Source organism: Arhodomonas sp. AD133, assembly GCF_051195215.1.
Taxonomy (GTDB): Bacteria; Pseudomonadota; Gammaproteobacteria; order Nitrococcales; family Nitrococcaceae; genus Arhodomonas.
The window spans coordinates 1-22539 of the sequence record NZ_JBNAZM010000014.1 but is presented as its reverse complement, the minus strand read 5'-3'; the positions used below and the strand labels follow the sequence as shown (position 1 = coordinate 22539).

Annotated in this window: 23 protein-coding genes; 17 read left to right on the top strand and 6 right to left on the bottom strand. The window is 67.2% G+C overall.

Annotated elements, in window-relative coordinates; translation table 11 throughout:
* The 6 genes from ACPEES_RS10220 to ACPEES_RS10195 are packed head-to-tail and all read left to right on the top strand — an operon-like array spanning nt 1 to nt 6150.
* Nucleotides 1–2256 carry an MMPL family transporter gene (locus tag ACPEES_RS10220; protein WP_435103371.1) on the top strand — a complete coding sequence of 752 codons (2256 nt, stop codon included), beginning with the start codon at nt 1–3 and terminating at the stop codon, nt 2254–2256.
* 5 nt (nt 2257–2261) lie between these two features.
* Nucleotides 2262–3431, top strand: a complete 1170-nt coding sequence (locus ACPEES_RS10215) for a beta-ketoacyl-ACP synthase (protein WP_435103453.1) — start codon at nt 2262–2264, stop codon at nt 3429–3431.
* Between the two features lie 2 nt (nt 3432–3433).
* Nucleotides 3434–4216 (top strand): beta-ketoacyl synthase chain length factor, encoded by a 783-nt coding sequence (locus ACPEES_RS10210; RefSeq protein WP_435103370.1) that lies wholly within the window; start codon nt 3434–3436, stop codon nt 4214–4216.
* A complete protein-coding gene (locus ACPEES_RS10205; RefSeq protein ID WP_435103369.1) occupies nt 4213–4638 on the top strand; it encodes a hypothetical protein in 426 nt (141 codons plus the stop codon). The genes ACPEES_RS10210 and ACPEES_RS10205 overlap by 4 nt, the downstream gene beginning before the upstream one ends.
* Nucleotides 4635–5354 carry a 3-oxoacyl-ACP reductase FabG gene (fabG, locus tag ACPEES_RS10200; protein ID WP_435103368.1) on the top strand — a complete coding sequence of 240 codons (720 nt, stop codon included), beginning with the start codon at nt 4635–4637 and terminating at the stop codon, nt 5352–5354. Before ACPEES_RS10205 ends, fabG begins: the two co-directional genes overlap by 4 nt.
* Nucleotides 5355–5394: 40 nt before the next feature.
* The gene (locus ACPEES_RS10195) at nt 5395–6150 is read left to right on the top strand and encodes a glycosyltransferase family 2 protein (RefSeq protein ID WP_435103367.1); all 756 of its coding nucleotides are present in this window, start codon (nt 5395–5397) and stop codon (nt 6148–6150) included.
* On the opposite strand, the gene ACPEES_RS10190 is transcribed toward ACPEES_RS10195, so the two are convergent.
* The gene (locus ACPEES_RS10190) at nt 6129–6527 is read right to left on the bottom strand and encodes a hypothetical protein (protein WP_435103366.1); all 399 of its coding nucleotides are present in this window, start codon (nt 6525–6527) and stop codon (nt 6129–6131) included. The genes ACPEES_RS10195 and ACPEES_RS10190 overlap by 22 nt on opposite strands.
* Nucleotides 6528–6725: 198 nt before the next feature.
* Between ACPEES_RS10190 and ACPEES_RS10185 the strand changes: the two genes are divergently transcribed.
* A complete protein-coding gene (locus ACPEES_RS10185; protein ID WP_435103365.1) occupies nt 6726–7355 on the top strand; it encodes an RNA ligase partner protein in 630 nt (209 codons plus the stop codon).
* 8 nt (nt 7356–7363) lie between these two features.
* The gene (locus ACPEES_RS10180) at nt 7364–7843 is read left to right on the top strand and encodes an OsmC family protein (RefSeq protein ID WP_435103364.1); all 480 of its coding nucleotides are present in this window, start codon (nt 7364–7366) and stop codon (nt 7841–7843) included.
* A 38-nt stretch (nt 7844–7881) separates the two neighbouring features.
* Here the strand turns inward: ACPEES_RS10180 and ACPEES_RS10175 are convergent, their stop codons facing one another.
* Both ACPEES_RS10175 and ACPEES_RS10170 read right to left on the bottom strand, forming a co-directional pair.
* A complete protein-coding gene (locus tag ACPEES_RS10175; RefSeq protein WP_435103363.1) occupies nt 7882–9018 on the bottom strand; it encodes an RNA ligase in 1137 nt (378 codons plus the stop codon).
* A 179-nt stretch (nt 9019–9197) separates the two neighbouring features.
* Complete coding sequence (locus ACPEES_RS10170) at nt 9198–9968, bottom strand: class I SAM-dependent methyltransferase (RefSeq protein WP_435103362.1); 771 nt, start codon at nt 9966–9968, stop codon at nt 9198–9200.
* Between the two features lie 80 nt (nt 9969–10048).
* On the opposite strand from ACPEES_RS10170, the gene phaC reads away from it, so the two are divergent.
* The 3 genes from phaC to ACPEES_RS10155 all read left to right on the top strand — a co-directional run bounded on the left by phaC (nt 10049) and on the right by ACPEES_RS10155 (nt 13142).
* Nucleotides 10049–11845, top strand: coding sequence for a class I poly(R)-hydroxyalkanoic acid synthase (phaC, locus tag ACPEES_RS10165; RefSeq protein ID WP_435103361.1), 1797 nt, complete (start codon nt 10049–10051; stop codon nt 11843–11845).
* A 206-nt stretch (nt 11846–12051) separates the two neighbouring features.
* Complete coding sequence (locus ACPEES_RS10160; RefSeq protein WP_435103360.1) at nt 12052–12921, top strand: DMT family transporter; 870 nt, start codon at nt 12052–12054, stop codon at nt 12919–12921.
* Nucleotides 12921–13142, top strand: coding sequence for a DUF2835 domain-containing protein (locus ACPEES_RS10155; RefSeq protein ID WP_435103359.1), 222 nt, complete (start codon nt 12921–12923; stop codon nt 13140–13142). The genes ACPEES_RS10160 and ACPEES_RS10155 overlap by 1 nt, the downstream gene beginning before the upstream one ends.
* A 347-nt stretch (nt 13143–13489) precedes the next feature.
* On the opposite strand, the gene sohB is transcribed toward ACPEES_RS10155, so the two are convergent.
* Nucleotides 13490–14491 carry a protease SohB gene (gene sohB, locus ACPEES_RS10150; protein WP_435103358.1) on the bottom strand — a complete coding sequence of 334 codons (1002 nt, stop codon included), beginning with the start codon at nt 14489–14491 and terminating at the stop codon, nt 13490–13492.
* Nucleotides 14492–14550: 59 nt separating this feature from the next.
* On the opposite strand from sohB, the gene ACPEES_RS10145 reads away from it, so the two are divergent.
* Both ACPEES_RS10145 and ACPEES_RS10140 read left to right on the top strand, forming a co-directional pair.
* Entirely contained in the window at nt 14551–14856 is a 306-nt protein-coding gene (locus tag ACPEES_RS10145) for a hypothetical protein (protein WP_435103357.1), read from the top strand.
* A 99-nt stretch (nt 14857–14955) separates the two neighbouring features.
* A complete protein-coding gene (locus tag ACPEES_RS10140) occupies nt 14956–15591 on the top strand; it encodes a peroxiredoxin (RefSeq protein WP_435103356.1) in 636 nt (211 codons plus the stop codon).
* A 79-nt stretch (nt 15592–15670) separates the two neighbouring features.
* On the opposite strand, the gene ACPEES_RS10135 is transcribed toward ACPEES_RS10140, so the two are convergent.
* Entirely contained in the window at nt 15671–16744 is a 1074-nt protein-coding gene (locus ACPEES_RS10135) for an AI-2E family transporter (RefSeq protein ID WP_435103355.1), read from the bottom strand.
* A gap of 133 nt (nt 16745–16877) precedes the next feature.
* Between ACPEES_RS10135 and ACPEES_RS10130 the strand changes: the two genes are divergently transcribed.
* Together ACPEES_RS10130 and ACPEES_RS10125 are read left to right on the top strand one after the other, a co-directional pair.
* Nucleotides 16878–17693, top strand: a complete 816-nt coding sequence (locus tag ACPEES_RS10130) for a cytochrome c oxidase assembly protein (RefSeq protein ID WP_435103354.1) — start codon at nt 16878–16880, stop codon at nt 17691–17693.
* A 105-nt stretch (nt 17694–17798) separates the two neighbouring features.
* The gene (locus ACPEES_RS10125) at nt 17799–18386 is read left to right on the top strand and encodes an SCO family protein (protein WP_435103353.1); all 588 of its coding nucleotides are present in this window, start codon (nt 17799–17801) and stop codon (nt 18384–18386) included.
* A gap of 209 nt (nt 18387–18595) precedes the next feature.
* On the opposite strand, the gene ilvD is transcribed toward ACPEES_RS10125, so the two are convergent.
* A complete protein-coding gene (gene ilvD, locus ACPEES_RS10120; protein WP_435103452.1) occupies nt 18596–20284 on the bottom strand; it encodes a dihydroxy-acid dehydratase in 1689 nt (562 codons plus the stop codon).
* Between the two features lie 402 nt (nt 20285–20686).
* Here ilvD and ACPEES_RS10115 point away from each other — a divergent pair, with 402 nt between their 5' ends.
* Nucleotides 20687–21208, top strand: a complete 522-nt coding sequence (locus tag ACPEES_RS10115) for a putative metalloprotease CJM1_0395 family protein (protein ID WP_435103352.1) — start codon at nt 20687–20689, stop codon at nt 21206–21208.
* A gap of 80 nt (nt 21209–21288) precedes the next feature.
* The gene (gene zapE / locus ACPEES_RS10110; protein WP_435103351.1) at nt 21289–22407 is read left to right on the top strand and encodes a cell division protein ZapE; all 1119 of its coding nucleotides are present in this window, start codon (nt 21289–21291) and stop codon (nt 22405–22407) included.
* Nucleotides 22408–22539: the final 132 nt, after the last annotated feature.

Below are 22539 nucleotides of genomic sequence, written 5' to 3'. Positions count from 1 at the left end.
ATGGCACGCCATGTTGCCGCCCGTCTCGCCGTGCTCGCCTGGTGTCTTGCCGTTGTCCTGGGCCTTGCCTATCTGGGTACGCATTGGCGTCTCGAGGCGGGGGTGACCGCGTTTCTGCCCCGGGATGACAGCATCGCCGCCACGTTGCTCCGTCGGGAAGCCCGTGGTGCAGGCCCTGCGGGGGCGATTCTCGCGGTGCTCAGCTCGCCAACCGGGCGTGACGCGTCGGTGGATGCCGTCGTCGACCGGTTACGCAAGTCGGGAGCATTCAGCCTGGTGGCGGCCGGTCCGGGGGATCTGGCCGCCGCGGCACGCCGGCTTTTCCCTTACCGTTATCTATTGAGTCCTCATGTGGACGCCGGGACGTTCAGCGAGGAGCGCCTGCGCGTCGCGCTCGCCGAGGTGACCGAGCGCCTGCAGGCGCCGGCGGGTGGCGCCGATGCCGAGCGCCTTGCCGCGGATCCCACCGGCGCGTGGTCGCACCTGCTCGCCGATTGGCTCGGTGGCGCGGCGAATCGCGCGCCAGGCGAGGCGTGGCGCACAGCCGATGGCCGGTGGGTGCTACTCGCGTTACCCCGGGCGTCTCCGTACGATCTGGACGCGCAGGCCCGTTCGGTCACGGCCGTGCGCGAGGCTGCCGCGACGGAGGGCTTTGATGCCGCCCTCGCCGGTGCGCCGGCGATTGCCGTGGCAACCCGCGATACGGTGCGCCGCGAAGCCACGCGCGTGAGTCTCCTGGCGGGGCTTGGCGTGCTCGTGTTGCTGGCTGCCGCATTGCGCCCGGCCCGCCGGGTTCTGCTTTGCTTGCTCCCCGTGGGCAGCGCCGTGCTGGCAGGCATGGTGGCAGTGCATGTGGTTTTCGGCGCGCTCCACGGCATCGCGCTCGCTTTCGGGGCGACACTGCTCGGCCTGACCACGGATTACCCGGTGCACCTGCTGGGCTACGGGGGTGGCCGGGCGGCGGCCAGGCGCATTCGTCGGCCGCTGCTGCTCGGGCTCGTGTCGACGGCGCTCGGGTTCGCTGCGTTGGCGCTGTCGGGGCTCTCCGGCCTGAGTCAGCTTGCGGTCTTCGCCGTGGCCGGGTTGATCGCCGCAGGGGGCACCAGCTTGCTGGTGCTGCCCGCGTTCGCCGGCGAGGGCGGCGGATTGCGTGCCTGGACGGCGTGGTCGGCCCACCCACCGGCGGGGGCCTGGCTCGGCTGGCTGCTCGGGTGTCTCATCGTCGCCGGCGCAGGGGTGGCAGTCCCGCGACTGATGTTGGAACCCGACCTCGGGGCACTGTCGCCGCTGCCCGCGGAGCTGCGCCATCGCGATGCCGCGGCGCGCGAGGCCATCGGTCTCGCCGGCGGTCGCCACCTGCTGGTGGTGCGGGCGCAGGCGGTGCAGACGGCACTGCGGGCCACCGAGGCCGCCGCCGGGGTGCTCAACGATTCCGGCGGCATCGCCTTTCACAGCGTTGCCGGCATCCTGCCGAGCCGGGCCACGCAACGGCGGCGGCAGGCGGCACTGCCGCCGCCGGAGGTTTTGCGCCGCCGGCTGGCGGCGGCCGCGAACGGGCTGCCGTTGCGGGCTGAAGGGTTCGCACCGTTCGTCGAGGCAGTCGCAGAGAGTCGGCAGCGGCCACCGCTTACCCCGGCGAGTCTCGGTGACGGCCCCGTGGGTCAGTGGCTCTCGGGCCTGCTGTTTCGGCGCTCGGGTGGCTGGCATTCCCTCGTGCGCCTGGGGGCGCCCCTGGAAAGCGAGACCCTGGCACAGGTGCAGCGCGCGGTGACCGGAACCGGCGCCACGGTGGAGGCAGTCGATCTCAAGGCCGATGTGGAGGCGGCGGTGGCGCGCTACCAGCGTCAAGTCGTGCGTTACTCGCTCATTGGCGGTGTTGCCATCGCCGTGGTGTTGGTCTGGGGGTTGTCCGGCTGGCGGGCGCGGGTGCGCACGGCGCTGGTCACCGTCTCCGGCCTTGCCGGTGCGCTGATATGGCTTGCTGCGTCATCCGCGGCACTCAGCCTGTTTCACCTGGCGAGCTTGTTACTGGTTGGCGGGCTCGCCCTGGATTATGGCCTGTTCACGGGCGATCGGCGCACCGGCACGGTCACCACGTCAGTCTGCGTGCTCTCGACTGTGATAGCCTTCGCGGCCTTGGCGTCGGCGAATACGCCGGTGCTCCACGATATCGGCACGACCGTGGTGGCCGGGGCGGTCACTGCCTGGCTCGTGGCGTGGCTGAGTCAGAAGGGCGCAGGAGGAACGCAGCCGTGACAGGGGTGCAGCCGTTGGCTATCAGTGCATACACCCTGACTACTGCCGCCGGTGCCGGACGTGCGGCCGTGGGCGCCGCGCTGGCGGAATCCCGGTGCCCGCTGACGCGGCGGGAGCGCTGGGCGCTTCCCATGCCGGTGGGGGAGGTCGAAGGTATCGATGCGGTGAGCCTGCTGCCGGCGATGCGGCACTTCGACTGCCGCAATCACAGGCTCGCCGAGCTGGCGCTGGCGCGCGACGGCTTCACGGAAGCCGTGGCCCGGGCACGAGCTCGATATGGGGCCGCCCGCATTGGCGTGTTCGCGGGGACGAGCACATCGGGCATCCTCGAGACCGAGCGGGCGTTCCGTGGCCTTGGCGAGGACGAAGCGCTGCCGATAGGGCATCCGTACGCTACCACTCATCGTCTTTCGGCGCTGGCCACGTTCGTGAGCGAGCGCCTCGAGCTAGCCGGACCGGCGATTTCCATATCCACCGCGTGTTCGTCGAGTGCCCGGGCTTTCGCTGCCGCCAGTCGCCACATGCGGCTGGGACTGTGCGATGCGGCCGTGGTCGCCGGCGTCGACAGTCTGTGCATGACCACGCTGCGAGGCTTCACTTCGCTGCAGCTTACCGCCGATACGCCCTGCCGGCCGTTCGCGGCGGATCGCGCCGGACTCAGTATCGGCGAGGCGGCCGGGTTCGCGCTGCTCGAGCGGGAGGCGGCCGGTGCGGTTCGCCTCTACGGCTATGGTGAGAGTGCCGATGCCCACCACATGTCCACGCCGCACCCGCAGGCCGTCGGAGCCCGTCTTGCCATGCGCCGGGCGCTGGCCAGCGCCGGGTTGTCGCCGGACGCCGTGGACTACGTCAATCTGCACGGCACCGCGACCCGGACCAACGACGCTGTCGAGGACGTGGCCGTTACCGCCGAGCTCGGGGAGGTACCCGCCAGCTCCACGAAGGGCTGGACGGGGCACACCCTGGGGGCTGCCGGCGTCGTCGAGGCATTGATCACAGCGTTCGCCATTGAGCGTGGTTGGGCTCCGGGCACGCTCAACACGGCAGCCCGGGATCCGGCGATGGCGCTGAATCTCCTCACGGAGGGGCAGGAAATTCCGATTCGGCGAGCCTTGAGCAACTCGTTCGGATTCGGAGGCAACAACTGCACGCTGGTTCTGGGGCCGGAGGAATGACCATGCCGCCCATGACTGTCCATGTCGCCGGCGTCGGCGTGGCCATGCCCGGCCTTGAGGGTTGGGAAGCGGCGGCTGCGGCGCTGCGCGGCGATCGGGTCTGGTCGCCAGCGGCGGTGCAGGCACCGCGGGCCAGTGTGCTGCCGCGCACCGAAGCCCGGCGGGCGACGGGGATCGTGCACCTCGCCGTGCGCGCGGCGGACGAGGCATTGCCAGTGGCGCAAGCCGGGGACGACGAACTGGCGTCGGTGTTCGCCTCGGCGGAGGGGGACATGGCGACCCTGGAGCACATCTGTCGCAGCCTCGCCGCCCCCGAGCCCTGGGTGTCACCGCACCGATTCCATAACTCGGTGCACAATGCACCGGCCGGGTACTGGTCCATCGCCGCGCGCTGCCACGGCAGCAGCACCAGCCTGTCGGCGGGGGATACGACAGCCGCCGCGGGGTTGCTGGAGGCGCTCGGGCTGGTGCTTGCCGACGGCCATGAGCGCTGCCTGCTGGTGGTTTATGACGAAGCGGCCTCGCCGGCGCTGACGACGGTACGTGCCAACCGCGTGCCTTTCGCGGCGGCACTGCTGCTCTGCGGCGATGGGGACGGTCCGCGGCTCAGCGTTTCGCAGGTCGATGCCGCGCCAAGCGGATGCAGGGTGGCGGCGTTCGATGCCTTGCGCGAGAGTAGTGCCGCCGCCGGCATCCTGCCGCTGCTCGCGTGCCTGGCCGCCGGGGGCGGGCGCACGGTGCTGCCGTGTCAGGCCAGCGGTATCGCCGTGGAGGTGACGGGGTGACCGGGGCGCAGGGCCGGCAATTCATCCGCGATTGCCTGCCCCATGGTCCGGGCATGTGTCTGCTCGAGGCGGTGCTGGCCTGGTCGGACGCGCACGTGGTCTGCCGGGCCCGGGAGGGCGGTGACAATCCGCTTGCGACCGAGGGCGGCCGTTTGCGGGCCGTGCATGCGGTGGAATACGCCGCCCAGGCCACGGCGGTTCACGGTGTGCTCTGTGGTGGCGACGCGGCACGACCGGGGGTGATCGCGTCCGTGCGATCGCTTCGCTGGGTACGCTCGAGGCTTGCCGGCGGGGCTCGCGAAGTCCGTTGCAACCGCGTTCTCGGTCAGGCTAATGCGGTGGTCTACGATTTCGAGCTTCAGGACGCCGCCGGTCCGGCGGTCAGCGGTCGGGTGGCGGTAGCGTTTCCGGAGGAGGCATGAGCCATCGAGCTTTGGTCACGGGGGCGAGCGGGGCCATCGGTGCGGCGGTGGTGCGACGGCTCGCCGGCGAGGGGATGCGGGTGATCGCCCACGCCAATCGCAACCTCGCGGCGGTCGAGGCCCTGGCGGCAGAGGTCGGTGAGGACGTGGTCACCCCGGTGGCTTTCGACCTGGCCGATGAAGAGGCCGTGACGAATGCGGTCGAGGCGATGGTCGACTACGACGACCCCGTGCAGGTGGTGGTCAACAACGCGGGTATTCACGATGATGCCCCGCTCGCCGGCATGCGTACCGAGCAGTGGCGCTCGGTGATAGCCGTCTCCCTGGACGGCTTTTTCCACGTGACGCGGCCGTTGCTGCTTCCCATGATCCGTAGGCGCTGGGGGCGGGTGATCAACGTCTCGTCGGTGGCGGCGGTGCTCGGTAACCGTGGGCAGGCAAACTACGCGGCGGCCAAGGCCGGCCTTCACGGCGCCACCCGTTCGCTTTCCCGGGAGCTTGCCGGCCGGGGCGTGACCGCCAATGTCGTCGCTCCCGGCGTCATCGACAGCGACATGACCCGGGAGCGCTTCGATGCCGCGCATCTTCGCGACGCGGTGCCTGCCGGCCGCGCTGGCCGTCCCGAGGAGGTCGCGGCGGTGGTGGCATTTCTGGCCTCGGAGTCGGCGAGCTACGTATCCGGGCAGGTCATAGGCGTCGACGGCGGTATGAGCTAGGGCGGGCGTGGCCGGGAATGATCGACAGGCGACAGGAATCATGGTCGCCGTGATCCCCGCTTATAACGAGGCGGCCACGATCCGGGGGCTCGCCGAGCGCGCACTCGCCCATGCCGACCGGGTGGTGATCGTCGATGACGGCTCCTGCGACGGCACTTCGGACGTCCTCGAGGCGCTGCCGGTGGAGGTGTTACGCGAGCCGGTCAACCGGGGCAAGGGCAACGCATTGCGTCGCGGTTTCCGGCGCGCGATGGCTCTCGACGCCGCGGCGGTGGTCACGCTCGACGGCGACGGGCAGCATGACCCCCGCCACATCGACCGATTGGCCTGCGTCGCCCGGCGCGAACCGGGTGCCCTGGTCATCGGAGCACGCGATCGCGGCAACCATGGGGCACCGCGCCGGCGTCAGCGTGCCAACCGGGTTGCCGACTTTTTCATTGCCTGGGCCGCCGGCGTTTCGCTGGTGGATACCCAGAGCGGCTTTCGCCTTTATCCCCGGGCGCTGGTGGAACGGCTGCTTGCCCGGCGCCCGCGCGATGGGTTCACCTTCGAAAGCGAGGCGCTGATCGTCGCCGGCAGGGCGGGGGTGCCGGTGCGATTCGTCGCCGTGCCGTCGGTCTACGGCAGCAGTCCGCGCCGCAGTCACTTCCGGCCGGTGAGGGACATAACCCGGATTACCGTGATGGTGGCGGGCTGGCTGTTGCGTGACGGGTTCTATCTGCAGGGGCTGGCCCGGGCACGCACACCCGGGCCGGAGGTCGAGAGGCCGGAGGTTCAGAGCAACAGCAGTTCCTGACGGATGTTGTTGTCCAGGTTCTGGATCCAGCCGTTGTAGTTCTTGTGGATCTCGTTGCCGTCGTACTTGAGGTTACGGCTGTCACGGTACTCGATGCTGTAGTCCGTGGTGTCGTAATTCACGTCGACCTGCGCCATGTGACTGCGGATATTCAGCGTCGCGATGATGTGGCCAGGGGAGTCCGCATTCATCTGCCAGCCGAGCTTGGTGCCTGCCTGGATAATGGCCTCGCGCACCTCGGCCATGCTGGCCGCCTGGCTGCCGGTGTTAACGGGGGCCTCTGTCACGTTGTGGACGGGCGCGGTGCGGCAGCCGCCGAGGGCGACCACGGCGATCCCTGTCAGCAGGGCCATGACGATCACACGCATCTTGCGCATTGACAGTCTCCTTGTCGGTTGATTGTTCTGCGTTGGTTTCCCGGCGCGCCGCCGGTTAACGGCGCGTGGCGACCAAGGATAGCAGGCAAGCCGCGCCTCGTTGATGCACTGCCGCGGCGATGAGGTGGGAGTAGGCATGGGCTGACGCCGGCGCCCGGCTCTGCGAAGATTGTTCGTAACGGCTAGTAGGAGGTCGTGGTGAGCGGCGTCGATGCCATAGTGCTGGACACCAGCGTGTTTACCAATCCCGATGTGGCCGCCACCTTCGGTACGGACGCCACCGCGGCGCTGTCGCGCTTCGTCGAGCTGGCACGATCCGCGTCACCGAGGCTGTCCTGCTATATGCCGCCGTCGGTGATGAATGAGCTGACCCATTTCACCGATGCCGACCGGCTGCCACCGGATCTGGAGTTCGTGGTGCGGTTGCAGGCCCCTCGCCGGCACGATCTGCAGGTGCCGGGGTTATACCTCTACGAACTCATCGAGGACATCCGGGCGCGCATCGATCGCGGCCTGCGGGTAGCCGAAAAGGCCGTGCGCGAGGTCCAGCCCACCAGCGTGGACCGGACCATCCGCTGGCTGCGGGATCGCTACCGCGAAGCATTGCGAACCGGTCTGCTCGACTCCAGCGAGGACCTGGACGTGATCCTGCTGGCCCTCGAGCTCAATGCCGCGGTGGCGTCGGCGGATCACGGCCTGATGCAATGGGCGGAGAAAGGGGGGCTGCGACTGATGCCCGCCGAGCGTTTGTATGGCTTGATGGTGCACCTGGCCGGCGACGATGGCGGGGGCGCGGAGAACTCTGGTAAACACCGACCAGCGAGGTAGTGAGAATAATGAGTGGCAGTAGAGCGCACAGTTACCGGATCGATCTCGAATGGCGGGGCAATTGCGGCACGGGGACGAGTGAATACCGCGCCTACAGCCGTGAATACGCCATTGCCGGCCCCGGCAAGCCGGAGTTGATCGGCTCCGCCGATCCGGCCTTCCTCGGGGATGCGTCCCACTACAACCCCGAGGATCTGCTGGTGGCGTCGCTGTCCGCCTGTCACATGCTCTGGTACCTGCATCTGTGCGCGGATGCCGGCGTCACCGTCACTGCCTACCGCGACGACGCCGGTGGCACCATGGAAAAGGTGGCCGATGGCGGCATTGCGTTCACGGAAGTGGTGCTCGCGCCCCGGGTCACCGTGAGCCCGGATTCCGACCGCGAGCGTGCCGCGGCGTTGCACGAGGATGCGCATGCGCGCTGTTTCATTGCGCGCTCGGTGAATTTTCCGGTGCGCTGTCGGCCCGAGATCGAAGTGGCGGGCTAGTGTCCTGTTCCAGGACACTAGAATAGGACACAAGGGCGTCAATCAAAGACCGGGTCGCCGCCGCGCAGGCTCGCCAGCCGGGAGGTGGAGCGTCGAAACACTTTGCGGAAGGTCAGCACCCAGTGTTGGCCATCGTGGTGACGGTCCTCCTCGACAGCACGGATGGTGCGCGATCCGCGATTGAGGTGCTCCAGCAGTGCGTCCACGCTCTCGGCTGAGCGCAGACGCACGGTGTAACGCCGCGCCAGCTCGCCGCTGCGCTCGACTTCCGTGAGGGCGCGGTCGAATCCGACGGCGAGCTCGCGGCCGAAGCGCTCGCCCAGCTCGGCGATGCGATCGCGTTCGCCGAGCTCACGCAACGCCATGACCAGCCGGACGAGGCGCTGGGTGTAGAACTCCCCGGGCAGCTCCAGCTCCATGGCCGCCTCGGAGGCGGCATCGGTGACATTGATCCCCGGGCAGACGTACTTGACCCGCAGGCCGTCGCCGGCGGGCTTGAGCACGATGCCCTCGGCACCTTCACGATCGAGCCGGCGGACGCAGTCGATGAGCGCGGGCAGGTCGTCGGGTCCGTACACGCCGAGCCGTGGAGCCTGGGGCACGCCCGCTGCCTGCAGCACTCGGTCGCGCTCGGGCAGGGGGGCGAAAGCGCCGCCGTCGAGGCGCAGCAGGTCGAATGCGAACAGCCGTACGTCGTCGCCGCCCCGAGGCGAGGCGGTGTCCATGTAGGGATTGCCCGGGCCGGCGATCTCGGCGCAGACAACCGCGTCCGGCATGTGGTCGAACACACGCTCCAGTGCCCCGTCGGGAACAAGATCGGGTAGCCGGTCCATGGTGAACGGGCACGGCCGGCCACTTCGGGTGACGGCGGCGGTACGATTGCCGGCTGGAAAGATGCGCACGTTATAGCCATCGATCTTTTCCTCGACATGGCAGGGCCCGTCGATATTGGCCCTCATACCTGCTCCCAGCGCGAAGATTCTGGCAATGTGCGGGTAGTCCGGGACCACACGCCCGGCGACGCGCACGAGCCCGCGTGGCAGACCGTGCCAGTCCTCGGCGAGTCGGACCCATTCGACGCCGCCGACGCTGAAGCGCTCGGCGGCTCCGTCGGTCAGGGCCTCGTCGAACGCCTGGCTGCGGGGCGCCTGGGGGTGGCGTTTGCGCGCCGTCATCGCAATGCTCCCCTACGGTGTCCATTGCATGCCGATCCGCCTGGCCGAACCGTGCCGCGCCGGCCACGCGCCACGCCCGGCTCCCCATGCCGCCGGCGGCAGCTCATATCGACTATTGCACGCGGTTCCGGGTCTGTCACCAGTCGGGCGGGGTGAGCGAAACCCGGTGGGCCTGCGGTTCACGACGTTACGTAGACGTCGAAGCGCGTGCTGCGCCCCTCCAGGCAGTGATGCGGCCGGTGGCCGGCAAGCGGCGGCGCGTGACGGTGGCGTTTGACGACGACGCGCTCCCCTGCCGTGGCGAGGGCGGCGGCGAGCAGGGTGTCGGCGTCGGCGTCGGGTCCGAGCAGTGCCTGCAGTAGCTGCATTTCCTTGCCGGCGAGCGCTTTGCGTCCGGCCGCCTGGTACATGGGGTCGAGATAGACCACCTCCGGCTGCAGCGCCGGCGGCAGAGAACGAGCATCGCCGGTGATCAGCGTTATCCGCTCCACCACCGGGGAGGTTTCCGGGGCCAAAGCGGCCCGACGCAGCCCGTCGCCGAGGAGCGCGGTGATCACCGGTGAGCGTTCCACGGCCGTGACGTGCGCCCCAAGGGTGGCCAGGAGGAACGTGTCGCGGCCGAGGCCCGCGGTGGCGTCGACGATCGTACGGCCGGCTTGCCGGCGCAGCCCACAGGCGCGGGCGAGCTGCTCGCGGGCGACCGTGGCGCGGGCATGGCGACGACGGCTGGCGGCGTCGAGGAAATCCACGGTCAGGTGCAGCGAATGGCGATCACCGGCGCGGCAGAGCGCCAGCGCGGCGCCGTCCCAGTGCAGATAGAGCCCCTCGGTGGGGGGCGAGCTCAGTCTCGGCAGCTCGCGGGGGAGCCACTCCCGGTCGGGTGGTGGGTCGCCGTCGAGGATCACGCCGTGAACGCAGGCAGGCATGGTCATGGCGCTCGTTGCGGGCATTTGGTCGCCTTTGTTGCTCTGCAGTATGATCGACAGTGACAAGCCGCTTGTAACCAGTCGCCATCAGCGAGGATAACGACATGGCGGAGAATCGCTCGGCCACGCCCACGGACGTGGATCCCCAGGAGCTTGCGCAGTCGCTCTCCGAAATCGCTGCCAAGAGTCAGCAACTGGTCAAGGACTTCCTCGCGCGCCAGGAAGGTACGTCGCAGTTGAGCATGGACGATGCGCTGCACATGAGCCGCCTCTTTCAGGACCTGTACACGCGGCTCATGAGCGACCCGGTGGCGCTGGCGCAGGCGCAGGTCACCTTCTGGCACGAGTACATGTCGCTCGTGCAGAATGCCACGCTACGCATGATGGGCGTGGAAACGGAGCCGGTACGCCGCCCGCACCCCAAGGACAAGCGCTTTCGCCACGAGTCGTGGGAGGAAAGCCCGCTGTTCGACTTCATCAAACAGTCTTACCTGCTCACCGCCGACTACGTCCATACCACGGTCAAGAACGTCGAAGGCCTCGACGACAAGACCGAACGGCAGATCGATTTCTACACCCGGCAGTTCATCGACGCGATGTCACCGTCGAACTTCCTCGCCACCAACCCGGAAGTGTTGCAGAAAACCGTCGAGACCCGCGGGCAGAATCTGCTGCGCGGTCTGAACAATCTCCTCGAGGACCTCGAGCGCGGCAACGGCAAGCTCAACATCAGCATGACCGACCCGGAGGCGTTCGAGGTGGGGCGGGATCTGGCGGTCACCCCGGGCAAGGTCGTCGCCCAGACCGAGCTCTGCCAGGTAATCCAGTATGCCCCGAGCACGGAGGAAGTGGCGCGCCGGCCGGTGCTGTTCGTGCCGCCGTGGATCAACAAGTACTACATCCTGGACATGCGTCCGAAGAACTCTCTGATCCGCTACCTGGTGGAGCAGGGGCAGACCGTGTTCACGATATCCTGGCGTAATCCGGATGCCTCGCTCGCGGACAAGAGCTTCGAGGACTACATGCGCGAGGGCGTGCTGGCCGCCATGGATGCCGTGGAGCAGGCCACCGGTGAGTCCGAGATGAACATGGTCGGCTATTGCCTGGGCGGGACCCTGCTCGGCAGCACCCTCGCCTATCTCGAGGCCAAGGGTGACAAGCGCGTGCAGAGTGCGAGCTTCTTCACCGCGCTGCTGGACTTCGAGCAACCGGGCGAGCTGGAGGTCTTCATCGACGAGGATCAGCTCGACAAGCTCGAGCGGCAGATGAACGAGCTCGGCTACCTCCCGGGTCCGCAGATGGCGGCGACCATGTCGAGCCTGCGCGCCAACGATCTGATCTGGTCGTTCTTCGTCAACAATTATCTTCAGGGCGAGGACCCGTTTCCCTTCGACTTGCTGTACTGGAATCAGGACAGCACGAACATGCCCGCGCGCATGCATGCCTTTTACCTGCGCAACATGTACCTGGAGAACCGGCTGCGTGAGCCCGGTGGCATCGAGCTGGGCGGTGTACCCATCGACCTGTCCACGGTCAAGACGCCGGCGTATTTCATCTCCGCCAGGGAGGACCACATCGCGCCGTGGCAGGCGACCTACCAGGGGGCGCGGCTGCTCGGAGGCTCGACCAAGTTCGTCCTTGGCGGCTCGGGCCACATCGCGGGCATCATCAATCCGCCGGAGAAGAACAAGTATTGTTACTGGACCAACCGTAATATGCCCGCGGACCCGGCCAGGTGGCTGGAGAACGCGGAGTATCATGAGGGGTCCTGGTGGGGCGACTGGGTGCGCTGGCTGAATCACCGCTCCGGCGGCCGGGTGCCGGCACGCCAGCCCGGTGGCGGGCGCCTTACGCCCATCGAGGACGCCCCCGGCAGCTACGTACGCGAACGCCACGGGTAAGTCCACGCGTAGCGCCCGCCCTCCGCCGGTTGCCGGGCTGCCCGCAACCGGCGGTTTTTCGTCGCCGCGGAAGTCATGTCTCGCGCCTCCCGGTCTGGCGTGACCTCGCCGTGAGGCAAGGTCGGCCGTCGAGCCCGCCTGGCAGGATGTCGTCATGACAGGCACGCTTTGTCAGGCAGTCCGCCCTTACCGTCGAGAACATCGTTATGAGCCCTGTCGCCCGCAGCCTGATACAGGTCAACGCGTCCGTGTTGCTGCTCGGTCTCGTGCCGCTGTTCGCCAAGCTCGTGGCACTGCCCGCCGTGAGCATCATCACGTGGCGCTCGCTCGTGGGCGGCGCGGTGCTCATCGCCTGGCTTGCGTGGCGGCGGGAGCGATGGCACCTGAATGGCTGGCGCGACCGTTGGCTGGTCATCCTGCTGGGGGTGCTGATGGCCGTGCACTGGAGTACCTACTTTCAGGCCATCCAGGTTTCCACTGTCGCGGTGGCCGTGGTGGCGATGTTCACGTGGCCGGTAATGGCGGTGCTGATCGAGCCGTTGTTCAACGCCGATGGCTGGCACCCACGCGATCTCGGTCTGGCCGTGCTCGCGCTGGTCGGGGTCGGGCTGGTCGTCCCGGATTTCTCGCTCGCTTCCGAGCACCTCGCGGGCGCTCTCTGGGGGCTGGGCTCGGCGCTGCTGTTCGCGCTGCGCAACGTTCTCTACCGGCGCTATCTCACCGGCTACTCCGGGTCGTTGATGATGACCTGGCAACTCGTGGTCATCGTGCTGTGCCTGGGTGCATTCGCGCGGCCGGCCGAGACGGCATCGGACTGGGGTTTGCTCGTCGTGCTCGGTGCGGTGTTCACTGCGTTCGCGCACACGCTGTTCGTCGCGAGTATGCAGCACCTGCCGGCGAAAAGCGCCGGCATGATCTCCTGTCTTCAGCCGGTCTATGGCATCGTTGCCGCGGCCGTGGTGCTCGGTGAGATACCGCCGGGCCGGACGATGATCGGTGCATTACTGGTGCTCCTGGTCGCGGTCGCCGAGACGGTGGGCGTGCCGCGACGTCGGGCGGCGGAGGCTGCCACCTGATGCCGGTGGTGCGGCTGCGTCTGCAGATCGGTCGCGACGAGTGGCTTGCCTACTACCAGGGGGCCGCCCGCGATGTTCTGGCCACCGCCGAGGATGGCCGGCGCGTGCGCTTTCCGGCGCGGGTGCTTCACCGCCATTCCGGCCACGACGGCGTGCGCGGTCGCTTCGAGCTGGAATACGGGGACGACGGACGCTTCATCGCCTTGCGCAGAGTAGGGTGAGCGGCAAGTTTCAAGTTGAAAGTCGAAAGGTCCGAGCGGCCAGCGCGCTGCCGCTCGCGACTTTCAACTTGCAACTTTTAGCTTTTACTAATCTTCTCAGAGGTATTGTCATGCGTCAGCCGGACTGTGCGCCGATGGGGCAAGGCGCGAGGCGCGCGGTGTAGCCGGGCTACATAAGCGGCGAGCAACGCAGTCCCATCGGCGCACAGACCGGCCCGAAGGGAGCGCCAGAGCGGCCCGGTGGCGGCGTTGCGCTCGCTTGACGTGACCTGGCCACGCTGGCGCGAGCGCGCCTTGCCCCCCGAACCGCTCTGGCGCTCTGACACATGACAATACCTCTGAGAAGATTAGTAACTCGTGCGAATCCGCGCCAACACCGACTCCAGCACCAGCGACAGGCGGCGGCCGAGGGGTTCGTGGCGACGCCAGCGCAGGTGGACGAGATCCATGCGTTCGCCGCGTTCCAGCAGCAGGTCGTCGCTGGTGCCCACGGCATCGACCAGGTCGAGCTCCCGGGCCCGGCTGCCGAGCCAGAATTCGCCGGTGGCGACCCTGGGGAGGTCCAGAGCCGGCCGGTAACGCGCCAGGTGCTGTTTGAATAGGTCGTGGACGGCGTCCAGCTCCTCGCGGAACTTCTCCCGGCCCGCATCGGTATTTTCGCCGAAGACCGTGAGCGTGCGCTTGTGCTCGCCGGCGGTGTGCAGCTCGTAGTCGATATCGTGGCGTTTCAGCAGGCGGTGCAGGTTGGGTAGCTGGGCGACCACGCCAATGGATCCAATCACGGCGAACGGCGCGGCAACCAGGTGATCGGCGACGGCGGCCATGAGGTAGCCGCCGCTTGCGGCGACGCGATCAACGCAGATCGTCACGCGTATGCCCTTGTCCCGCAACCTTGCGAGCTGCGAGGCGGCGAGGCCGTAGCTCGGCACCGTGCCGCCGCCGCTTTCCAGGCGGACCAGGACTTCGTCGTCCGAGCGGGCGTTTCGCAGCACCGCGCTGACTTCCTCGCGCAGGCTTTCGACGGCGCTGGCGCGAAGGTCGCCCTCGAAGTCCAGTACGTACAGCCGCGGCAGGCGGGCCTCGCCGCGACCGCGACGCGGGGTGTCGTGTTTCTCGCGCCGCGCAAGCCTACGTCGGTCGCGGCGGCCACGCGCCAGGGTACGCTCGATGCGTCGGCCCATGTCGCGGTAGCGTTCGTTTAGACGGCGGACCTCGAGGGCTTCACGCCCGCCCCGAGGCCCGCGTCCGCGTCCGGCGAGAGTGGCGAGAACCATGGCAACGGCGGCGATCGCGATTACAATGGTCACCGCCTTGGCGAGAAACAGTCCGTAGTCGTTGAGAAATTCCATCGCGCCTCGCTCGTCGCTCAGCCGGCCAGTACCCGGGAGCAGTATAGGGATTTTGCGCCATGGCGCATACGCGGGACCGGGATATGATAACGCCGCTAACGGTCGCCGGTGAGCCGGTGCTGACCCTGCGCCAGATCGATCGCCTCAACGGCGTGCCCAAGGGGACGGCTTTTCGAGCATTCAAGCGCGCGCGCGACCGGTTGCGGGAAGGGGAGGATTTCCACCGCTTCGATGCCACCACGCACGGCGAGTGGATCGAGCGCCTGCGTGCACAGGGTCTGGTCTATCCGGCCACCGTGCATGTGCTGGTGTTCACGCGTGCGGGCTATGAACGACTACTTTATGCTCATAAGAACCAACAATAAAACGAATCATTCTTTCAGGGTATAAGGGGCGGATTGATAGATTCGGCTCCCGTTAGCCGGATCAACGGCTTTTTTCACGGACATCCATGGAGGTTCGTTATGGCGCTTCGTATTGGTGACACGGCCCCCGACTTCACAGCCGAGACCTCGGCGGGCAAGATCAATTTCCACGAGTGGGGCCAGGGCAGCTGGGTGGTGCTTTACAGCCATCCCGCTGATTTCACACCCGTGTGCACCACCGAGCTGGGCCGGACGGCCAAGCTCAAGGACGAGTTCGACAAGCGGGGCGTCAAGGCGGTCGCGCTGTCGGTGGACTCCGTTGACGACCACAAGAAGTGGATCGAGGACATCAACGATACCCAGTCCACCGAGGTGAACTTTCCGATCATCGCCGACGAGGATCGCAAGGTCTCCGAGCTCTACGACATGATCCACCCGAACGCGAGCGCTTCGGCGACCGTGCGTTCGGTGTTCATCATCGACCCGAATCACAAGATCCGCGCGACCATCACCTATCCGGCGTCCACCGGCCGCAACTTCGGTGAGATCCTGCGGGTGATCGACTCCCTCCAGCTTACCGACGACCACAAGGTGGCGACTCCGGTGGACTGGGTCGACGGCCAGGACTGCGTGATTCTGCCCACCATCTCCAATGAGGATGCGCAGACGCAGTTCCCCAAGGGCTGGCAGGAGCTTCGCCCCTACCTGCGGCTGACCCCTCAGCCCAACAAGTAACGGGCGCACTGACTGGACACGCGCTCATCCACGCCGGCCCTCGGGCCGGCGTTTTTTCTGAGGTAGCCGTGACGGCGGATTATCGGCCGAGGATGCGGCCGGCGCCGTGGAGGCCTTCGACGTTGTCGCAGATTATCTTGATCGAGACCATCAGCGGCACGGCGAGCAGCGCGCCGATCGTCCCCCACAGCCACCCCCAGAAGATCAGACCCGTGAACACGAACACGGGATTCAACGCCAGGCTGCGGCCCATCACCGTGGGCGTGACGAACTGCCCTTCTATGGTCGTGAGCACTGCGAACGCGATCGGCACGGCGAACGCCGGTCCCTGGACATCGCTCAGTAGGGAGACCACGGTCAGCACGCCCAGGGCGAGCGTCGGGCCAAGGTAGGGGATGAAGTTCAGCGCGCCTGCCACAGCCCCCCACAGCAGGGGATTCGGTACCCCGAAGGCGAAACACATCGCTGCGACCACCACGCCGAGGGTCAGGTTGATGACCGTGAAGGTAAGCAGGTAGCGCGAGATCTCTCGTTGCAGCCGGCGGGTTACCACGACCAGCCGGCGCCGGCTGCGCCAGTTCGGGAGGGCCCGCAGTGTGTTCCGCCACAACCGGTCCGAGCTTGCCAGCAGGAAGTACAGCAGGAAGAAGACCACCAGCATCGCGATCAGGAACGATCGCGTCTGGCGCATGAGCATCGTGGTCAGACTCATTGACTGTACACGCACGGCACCCTCGTCGTCCGCCGGTGCCTGTCCGGAGACGGAGGCCATCGCCTCGACCTGTTGCACGGCCTGAGAGACTTCCTCGACCCTGCGAGTCAGCGGATACAGCTCCCATTCCAGCTCGCGGGCGAGCTGTGGTGCTCTGCCGGCCCAGTTCGCGGCCGGCTGCGCGAGCAGGGTCACAGCCAGAACCAGTGCACCGGCGAGCCCCGCCACCATCAGGAAAGCGGCGAGCGGACGTGGCACGTAGAGACGCTGCAGCCAGATCACCACCGGGGCAAGCAGCAGCGCCAGTATCGCTGCCAGCACCAGTGGCAGCAGCAGGCCGCGTGCGATGTACAGGGCATAGACCACGGCTAGCAGAGCCAGGGTGTTGATTGCCCAGGAGCTGACCCGGCGTGGTGCGCGCGTTTGATCCGGCATGACCATGGGGGAACTCTCGCGGTGTGTGTGGCCTCGAAGGCGGTGATATCATCGTCACTCGCTCAGGATAGCGCGCGTCCCCTGCATGCCGTCGTTGAATGAGATCGTCGTCTTTATAACGCCGTACGAATGGCAGCCGATGGTCACGTTGACCGTGGCAGGCGCGCTCGTGCTCTACGTTCGTGGTCTCGCGCGCGGTGCGGTGCGCGGCTTCTGGCGCAATGCAGCCTTCTTCACGGGGCTGGGGCTGATGTACGCCGTCACCCAGACCCAGTACGACTATTACGCGCAGTACGTGTTCTTCATCCACCGCCTGCAGCACCTGGTCCTGCACCACCTGGCGGCCATGCTCATCGTGCTCGCCAACCCCCTGCCCGCACTCGCTGCCGGTACCCCGGCCACGTTACGCGATCGTGTCGTGCGTCCGGTATGGCGGAGTCGGCCGGTGCAGCTCGTCTACCGGGGCATTCAGCATCCCCTGGTGGCCGCGACACTGTTCGTGGGCCTGATCTATTTCTGGCTCATGCCCGCCGTGCACTTCGACGCCATGCTGAGTCGTGACCTCTATGCGCTGATGAACTGGAGCATGGCGGTCGATGGGCTGCTGTTCTGGTGGCTGGCGCTGGATCCCCGGGCCCCCGGCCCCGGGCATTACAGCCTGGGCTTCGGCAAGCGTTGTCTCATGCTGGCGGCGGTGGCGTTTCCGCAGATCCTGCTCGGTGCCTATATCGTCATTTCCGGGCCGGGCATCTACGAGATTTACGAGGTCTGCGGGCGTCCCTGGCCGATCAGCGCGGAGACCGATCAGACCATCGGCGGCGCGCTCACCTGGATTCCATCGGCCATGATGAGCGTCGTGGGCATGGTGATCGTGCTGGCGTTCTGGCAGCGCCACGAGGGCGCCACTCAGCCGGCGAAGCCGTCCGGCGCACGCGCGGGCGTGCAGGGTGGGTAGTGATCGCCTCGTTCACGGTTTCGTTGTTTCATTGAGTGTCGACCGGCGCCGGGGCCGTATGCTCCCGGGATCCATCGGCGCCTGGCAAAGGATTGAGAGGTGAGTATGCGGGCAACTCGAGTTGTCATCGCGGCGTTACTGGGCGCCATGGCCCTGGCGGCGTGCTCAGGGGATGAAAGCTGGCGGACCAAGGATATTTCCGGGATGATGCCGCCGCTCGAGTTCCAGCTGCGCGACGAGAACGGCGAGCGCGTTCAGGCGGATGCCTACGACGGCACCGTCAACCTGCTGTTCTTCGGCTACACGTTCTGCCCGGACGTCTGCCCGGTGACGCTCGCGCGGTTGAGTCGAATTCTCGGCGAGCTCGACGAGGGCGAGCGCGAGCAGGTGCGTGTACTGTTCGTCAGTGTGGACCCCGAGCGTGACACCCCCGAACGCCTGCGCGAGTACACCAGCGCTTTCGGCGAGGATTTCGTCGGCCTGACGGGGACGCAGGATCAGCTGCGGCGTCTCAACAAGCGTTACCGAGTCACCTACGGCTACGGTGAGCCGGACGACAACGGTGACTACCTGGTTTCCCACAGCGCCGCTGTATTCGTCTTCAACCGCAACGGCAAGGCCCGGCTTCTGGTGCGCGACAGCGATCCGGTGGAGGATGTGGTCGCCGATCTGCGGCAGATGATCGGGGTGTGACGAGTTGAAAGGTTCAAGTTGCAAGTTCCAAGTGTGGGGCCGGCAACCGTGGTGCCGTTGCCCCAACAACTTGGAACTTTTAACTTGAAACTCGTGCTCTTGGCGCGTTAGTGGCGTTTATTCGTCTACTGACCATCGGCGCACGGCTGCATTCCTGCCGCCACGGCACGCCACGCGCAACTCGAAACGCGCACCCCGAAACCCGCTACTCAGAACAGATCCCGATCGGTCACCGCGCCGTAGCACGCCGAACTCACCAGCTTGGCGTATTTGCCGAGCACGCCGCGGCGGTAGTTCGGTGGACGGGGTTTCCAGGCGCGTCGCCGCTCGGCGAGGGCTTCCTCGTCGATGTCGAGTTGGAGTAGGTTGCGGTCGGCGTCGATGGTGATCGTGTCGCCTTCCTCGACCAGTCCGATCGTGCCGCCCACTGCCGCTTCCGGGGCGACGTGGCCGACCACCATGCCGTAGGTGCCGCCGGAGAATCGCCCGTCGGTGATCAGCCCCACCGAGTCGCCGAGGCCGCGGCCGATGATCGCGGAGGTCGGCGCGAGCATTTCGCGCATGCCCGGTCCGCCCTTCGGGCCCTCGTAGCGGATCACCACCACGTCGCCGGCCTGAATCCTGTCGCTGAGGATCGCCTCCATGGCTTCCTCCTCGGAGTCGAATACCCGCGCCGGGCCGCTGATCCGGCGCTTCTTGATGCCCGTCACCTTGGCGACGGCGCCCTCCTTGGCAAGGTTGCCGCGGAGGATCGCGAGATGCCCCTGGGGGTACAGGGGATCGTCGAAGGCGTGAATGATGGCCTGACCGGCCGGCGGCTCGGCCGGCACATCGGCGAGCACCTCCTCGATGGTCTCACCGGTGATGGTCAGGCAGTCGCCATGGAGCAGGCCGTGGGCCAGCAGCATCTTCATGACCTGCGGTGTGCCGCCCACCTCGTGGAACTGGGTGGCGAGGTAGGTGCCCGAGGGTTTCAGGTCGCAGAGCACGGGGACCCGCTGGCGGATGGCCTCCACGTCGTCGATGGAGAACTCCACTTCCACCGCCTGGGCGATGGCGAGCAGATGCAGGACGGCATTGGTGGAGCCGCCCACCGCCATGACCAGGGCGAAGGCGTTCTCGAAGGCCTTGCGGGTCATGATGTCCCGGGGCAGGCGCTGGTGACGGATGGCGTCGATCAGCACATCCGCCGCGCGTGCGGCGACGTCCCTGGCCTCGTCGTCCTCCGCGGCGACGGTGGATGAGCCCATCAGGCTCATGCCCATCGCCTCGAATGCGCTGGACATGGTGTTGGCAGTGTACATGCCGCCGCAGGAGCCGGCGCCCGGGCAGGCGTGCTTCTCCACGGCGACCAGCTCTTCGTCGGGGAGGTTGCCGGCGGCATGTTGTCCCACCGCCTCGAAGGCGCTCACCAGGTTGAGATCGCGGCCCTTGTAGTGGCCGGGCTTGATGGTGCCGCCGTAGACGAAGATGCCCGGGATGTTCAGCCGAGCCAGAGCGATCATCGCGCCGGGCATGTTCTTGTCGCAGCCGCCGGTGGCGAAGATGCCGTCCAGGCGCTGGCCGTTGCAGACCGTCTCGATGGAGTCGGCGATGACCTCGCGGGAGACCAGCGAGAATTTCATCCCCTCCGTGCCCATGGAAATACCGTCGGAGATCGTGATCGTGCCGAACTTGACCGGCATGGCGCCGCCCTGTTTGAGCGCCGCCTCGGCGCGCTCTGCCTGGGCACCGATGCCGAGGTTGCAGGGCGTGATGGTGGAGTGGGCGTTGCCGACGCCGACGATGGGCTTGTCGAAATCCTCGTCGGTGAAGCCCACGGCGCGCAGCATCGCCCGGTTGGGCGTGCGTGCGACCCCCTGCGTGATGACTCGGCTGCGGCGGTTATCGGCCATGATCGCTCCTCGCTGGGTAGTTTCGGTATGCCGTTTTCCGGCCTTGATTCCTGATCTTCTCAGAGCGTTGCCATGTCAGAGCGCCGCAGCCGGAATGATCCGGGAGTCGACCCGCGCCGGAGCGACGCGGTTGCAGGCGGGCTCTGACACTTCCGGGCACCGGTTTGTGTGCCGATGGGGCAGCGCGTCCGCCGCTCGTGTCGGCCTGGCCGAATTCCATGCCCCACCCATCGCGGTACCTCTGAGAGAATCAGTAAACCCTCAAAACTACGAGAACTCGGCGGTCCAGGCAATCGGTTGCGGCGAGGCGATCTCATCCATGGTCCCAAGCGTGGCGGCCGTGACACGTGCGAGGCGCCCCTGACTTTGCCATAATTCCAAACCGGACATGATCTTACCGTCGGTATGACAGCAGTACGTCCCACACCAGGCGCGGATCTGATCGGCGCGTTGCGCAATACCCGGGAGACGGCGCAGCAGGTACGCGAGCTCGCCCGGCGGGATCGCGAGGTCCGCGCTCACGAGCGTGCGCACAAGGCTGCCGGGGGAGGGCACGCCGGTGCCATCAGCTATGACTGGCGCCGTGGACCCGACGGGCAGCGCTATGCGGTCTCCGGCGAGGTGCCGATGGATCTCTCGCCGGAAGCCTCCCCGCGGGAGACCTTACGCAAGATGCAGCAGGTGCGTGATGCCGCACTCGCACCTGCCAGTCCCTCCGCGGCCGATCGCCGCATCGCGTCCACGGCGGCGGCTCGTGCCGCGGAGGCGCGGGTCGAGCTCGCCCGGGAACAGCGCCAGGAACTGTTGCCGCGTGGCGAGCGTGGTTCCGGGGGTGACCCCGGACCCGCCGGCCAATATGCAGAGGTCGCCGAGATGGGGCCCGCCGAGCTCGTTCGCCGCGGCGGACGTGTCGATATCACTGCTTGATCGCCCGGCGTATCCGCCACACTCCTCGCGCAACCGCTCAGGCATGCGATAATCCGCGCCTCTGTCACCACGGAGGTCACATGCCGAGCCCGGAGGAGCGCTATCGTCAGGAGCTGGCGCGCGAGGAGATTGTCTCCGATCCTGCCCAGGCACGGGCTGTCTCAGCGCTGGAAGCCGTCTACCAACGACTCATCGAGGCCCCGCCACCGGCTGACGACGGTGGATGGTTGCGCGGTGTTCTGCGTCGCCTGCGCGACGAGCCGCCGAACCGCGAGCCTGTGACCGGGCTGTATCTCTGGGGCGGCGTCGGCCGGGGCAAGACCTGGCTGGTGGACATCTTCTACGAGTGCCTGCCTTTCCCGGACAAGCGGCGCGTGCATTTCCATCGATTCATGCGCGAGGTCCACGGGCGGTTGAAAGGCCTGCGCGAACGCGAGGATCCGCTCGACATCATCGCCGCGGAGTGGGCGGCGCAGACCCGGGTGCTGTGCTTCGACGAGTTCTTCGTCGCCGACATCGCCGATGCCATGATCCTTGCTGGGTTACTCGATGGCCTTTTCCGCCGGGGCGTGACCCTGGTAGCGACCTCGAACACGCCACCGCAGAAGCTCTACTGGGATGGCCTCCAGCGTGAGCGTTTCGTGCCGGCCATCGAGCTGCTGGAGGCGCATACCGAGGTGCTCAACGTCGACGGCGGGACGGACTACCGACTGCGCTTTCTCGAGCAGGCGGAGATCTACCACACGCCTCTGGACGGGGCGGCCGATGCCGTTCTTGAGGACGACTTCCGCCACGTCTGCCCCGATGGCGAGTCGGTGGAGGTGGAGACGACGCTTGCCGTCGAAGGGCGGGAGATTCCCGTCCGACGCGTCGGCGACGGCGTGGTGTGGTTCGCTTTCGATGCCATTTGCCGTGGGCCGCGCAGCCAGAATGACTACATCGAGATCGCCCGCCAGTTCCACACTGTGGTCGTCTCCGACGTGCCCGTATTCGACCGCCACAGTGAGGACGATGCGCGGCGGTTCATCAACCTGGTGGACGAGTTCTATGACCGCTCCGTGAAGCTCATTCTCTCCGCGGAAGCCGAGCCGGATGCGCTCTACCAGGGCCGCCGGCTCGGGTTCGAGTTCGAACGGACCGCAAGCCGCCTCACCGAGATGCAGTCACGCGAATACCTGGCGCTGGCTCATCGGCCGTAAGGGGAAAGTCGGGCAGGCACAAAGAACGAGTCGTATGGGGACCGATGGGGGGATCGTTACTAATCTTCTCAGAAGTATTGTCATACGTCAGAGCACCACAGCGGCCCGGGGGCAAGACGCGTTCGCGCCGGC

Coding starts and splice junctions, on each gene's coding strand:
- ACPEES_RS10220 (WP_435103371.1), top strand. CDS start 1: ATGGCACGCCATGTTGCCGCCCGTCTCGCCGTGCTCGCCTGGTGTCTT.
- ACPEES_RS10210 (WP_435103370.1), top strand. CDS start 3,434: ATGCCGCCCATGACTGTCCATGTCGCCGGCGTCGGCGTGGCCATGCCC.
- fabG (WP_435103368.1), top strand. CDS start 4,635: ATGAGCCATCGAGCTTTGGTCACGGGGGCGAGCGGGGCCATCGGTGCG.
- ACPEES_RS10195 (WP_435103367.1), top strand. CDS start 5,395: ATGGTCGCCGTGATCCCCGCTTATAACGAGGCGGCCACGATCCGGGGG.
- ACPEES_RS10190 (WP_435103366.1), bottom strand. CDS start 6,527: ATGCGCAAGATGCGTGTGATCGTCATGGCCCTGCTGACAGGGATCGCC.
- ACPEES_RS10180 (WP_435103364.1), top strand. CDS start 7,364: ATGAGTGGCAGTAGAGCGCACAGTTACCGGATCGATCTCGAATGGCGG.
- ACPEES_RS10175 (WP_435103363.1), bottom strand. CDS start 9,018: ATGACGGCGCGCAAACGCCACCCCCAGGCGCCCCGCAGCCAGGCGTTC.
- ACPEES_RS10170 (WP_435103362.1), bottom strand. CDS start 9,968: ATGCCCGCAACGAGCGCCATGACCATGCCTGCCTGCGTTCACGGCGTG.
- phaC (WP_435103361.1), top strand. CDS start 10,049: ATGGCGGAGAATCGCTCGGCCACGCCCACGGACGTGGATCCCCAGGAG.
- ACPEES_RS10160 (WP_435103360.1), top strand. CDS start 12,052: ATGAGCCCTGTCGCCCGCAGCCTGATACAGGTCAACGCGTCCGTGTTG.
- ACPEES_RS10155 (WP_435103359.1), top strand. CDS start 12,921: ATGCCGGTGGTGCGGCTGCGTCTGCAGATCGGTCGCGACGAGTGGCTT.
- sohB (WP_435103358.1), bottom strand. CDS start 14,491: ATGGAATTTCTCAACGACTACGGACTGTTTCTCGCCAAGGCGGTGACC.
- ACPEES_RS10145 (WP_435103357.1), top strand. CDS start 14,551: ATGGCGCATACGCGGGACCGGGATATGATAACGCCGCTAACGGTCGCC.
- ACPEES_RS10140 (WP_435103356.1), top strand. CDS start 14,956: ATGGCGCTTCGTATTGGTGACACGGCCCCCGACTTCACAGCCGAGACC.
- ACPEES_RS10135 (WP_435103355.1), bottom strand. CDS start 16,744: ATGGTCATGCCGGATCAAACGCGCGCACCACGCCGGGTCAGCTCCTGG.
- ACPEES_RS10130 (WP_435103354.1), top strand. CDS start 16,878: ATGGTCACGTTGACCGTGGCAGGCGCGCTCGTGCTCTACGTTCGTGGT.
- ACPEES_RS10125 (WP_435103353.1), top strand. CDS start 17,799: ATGCGGGCAACTCGAGTTGTCATCGCGGCGTTACTGGGCGCCATGGCC.
- ACPEES_RS10115 (WP_435103352.1), top strand. CDS start 20,687: ATGACAGCAGTACGTCCCACACCAGGCGCGGATCTGATCGGCGCGTTG.
- zapE (WP_435103351.1), top strand. CDS start 21,289: ATGCCGAGCCCGGAGGAGCGCTATCGTCAGGAGCTGGCGCGCGAGGAG.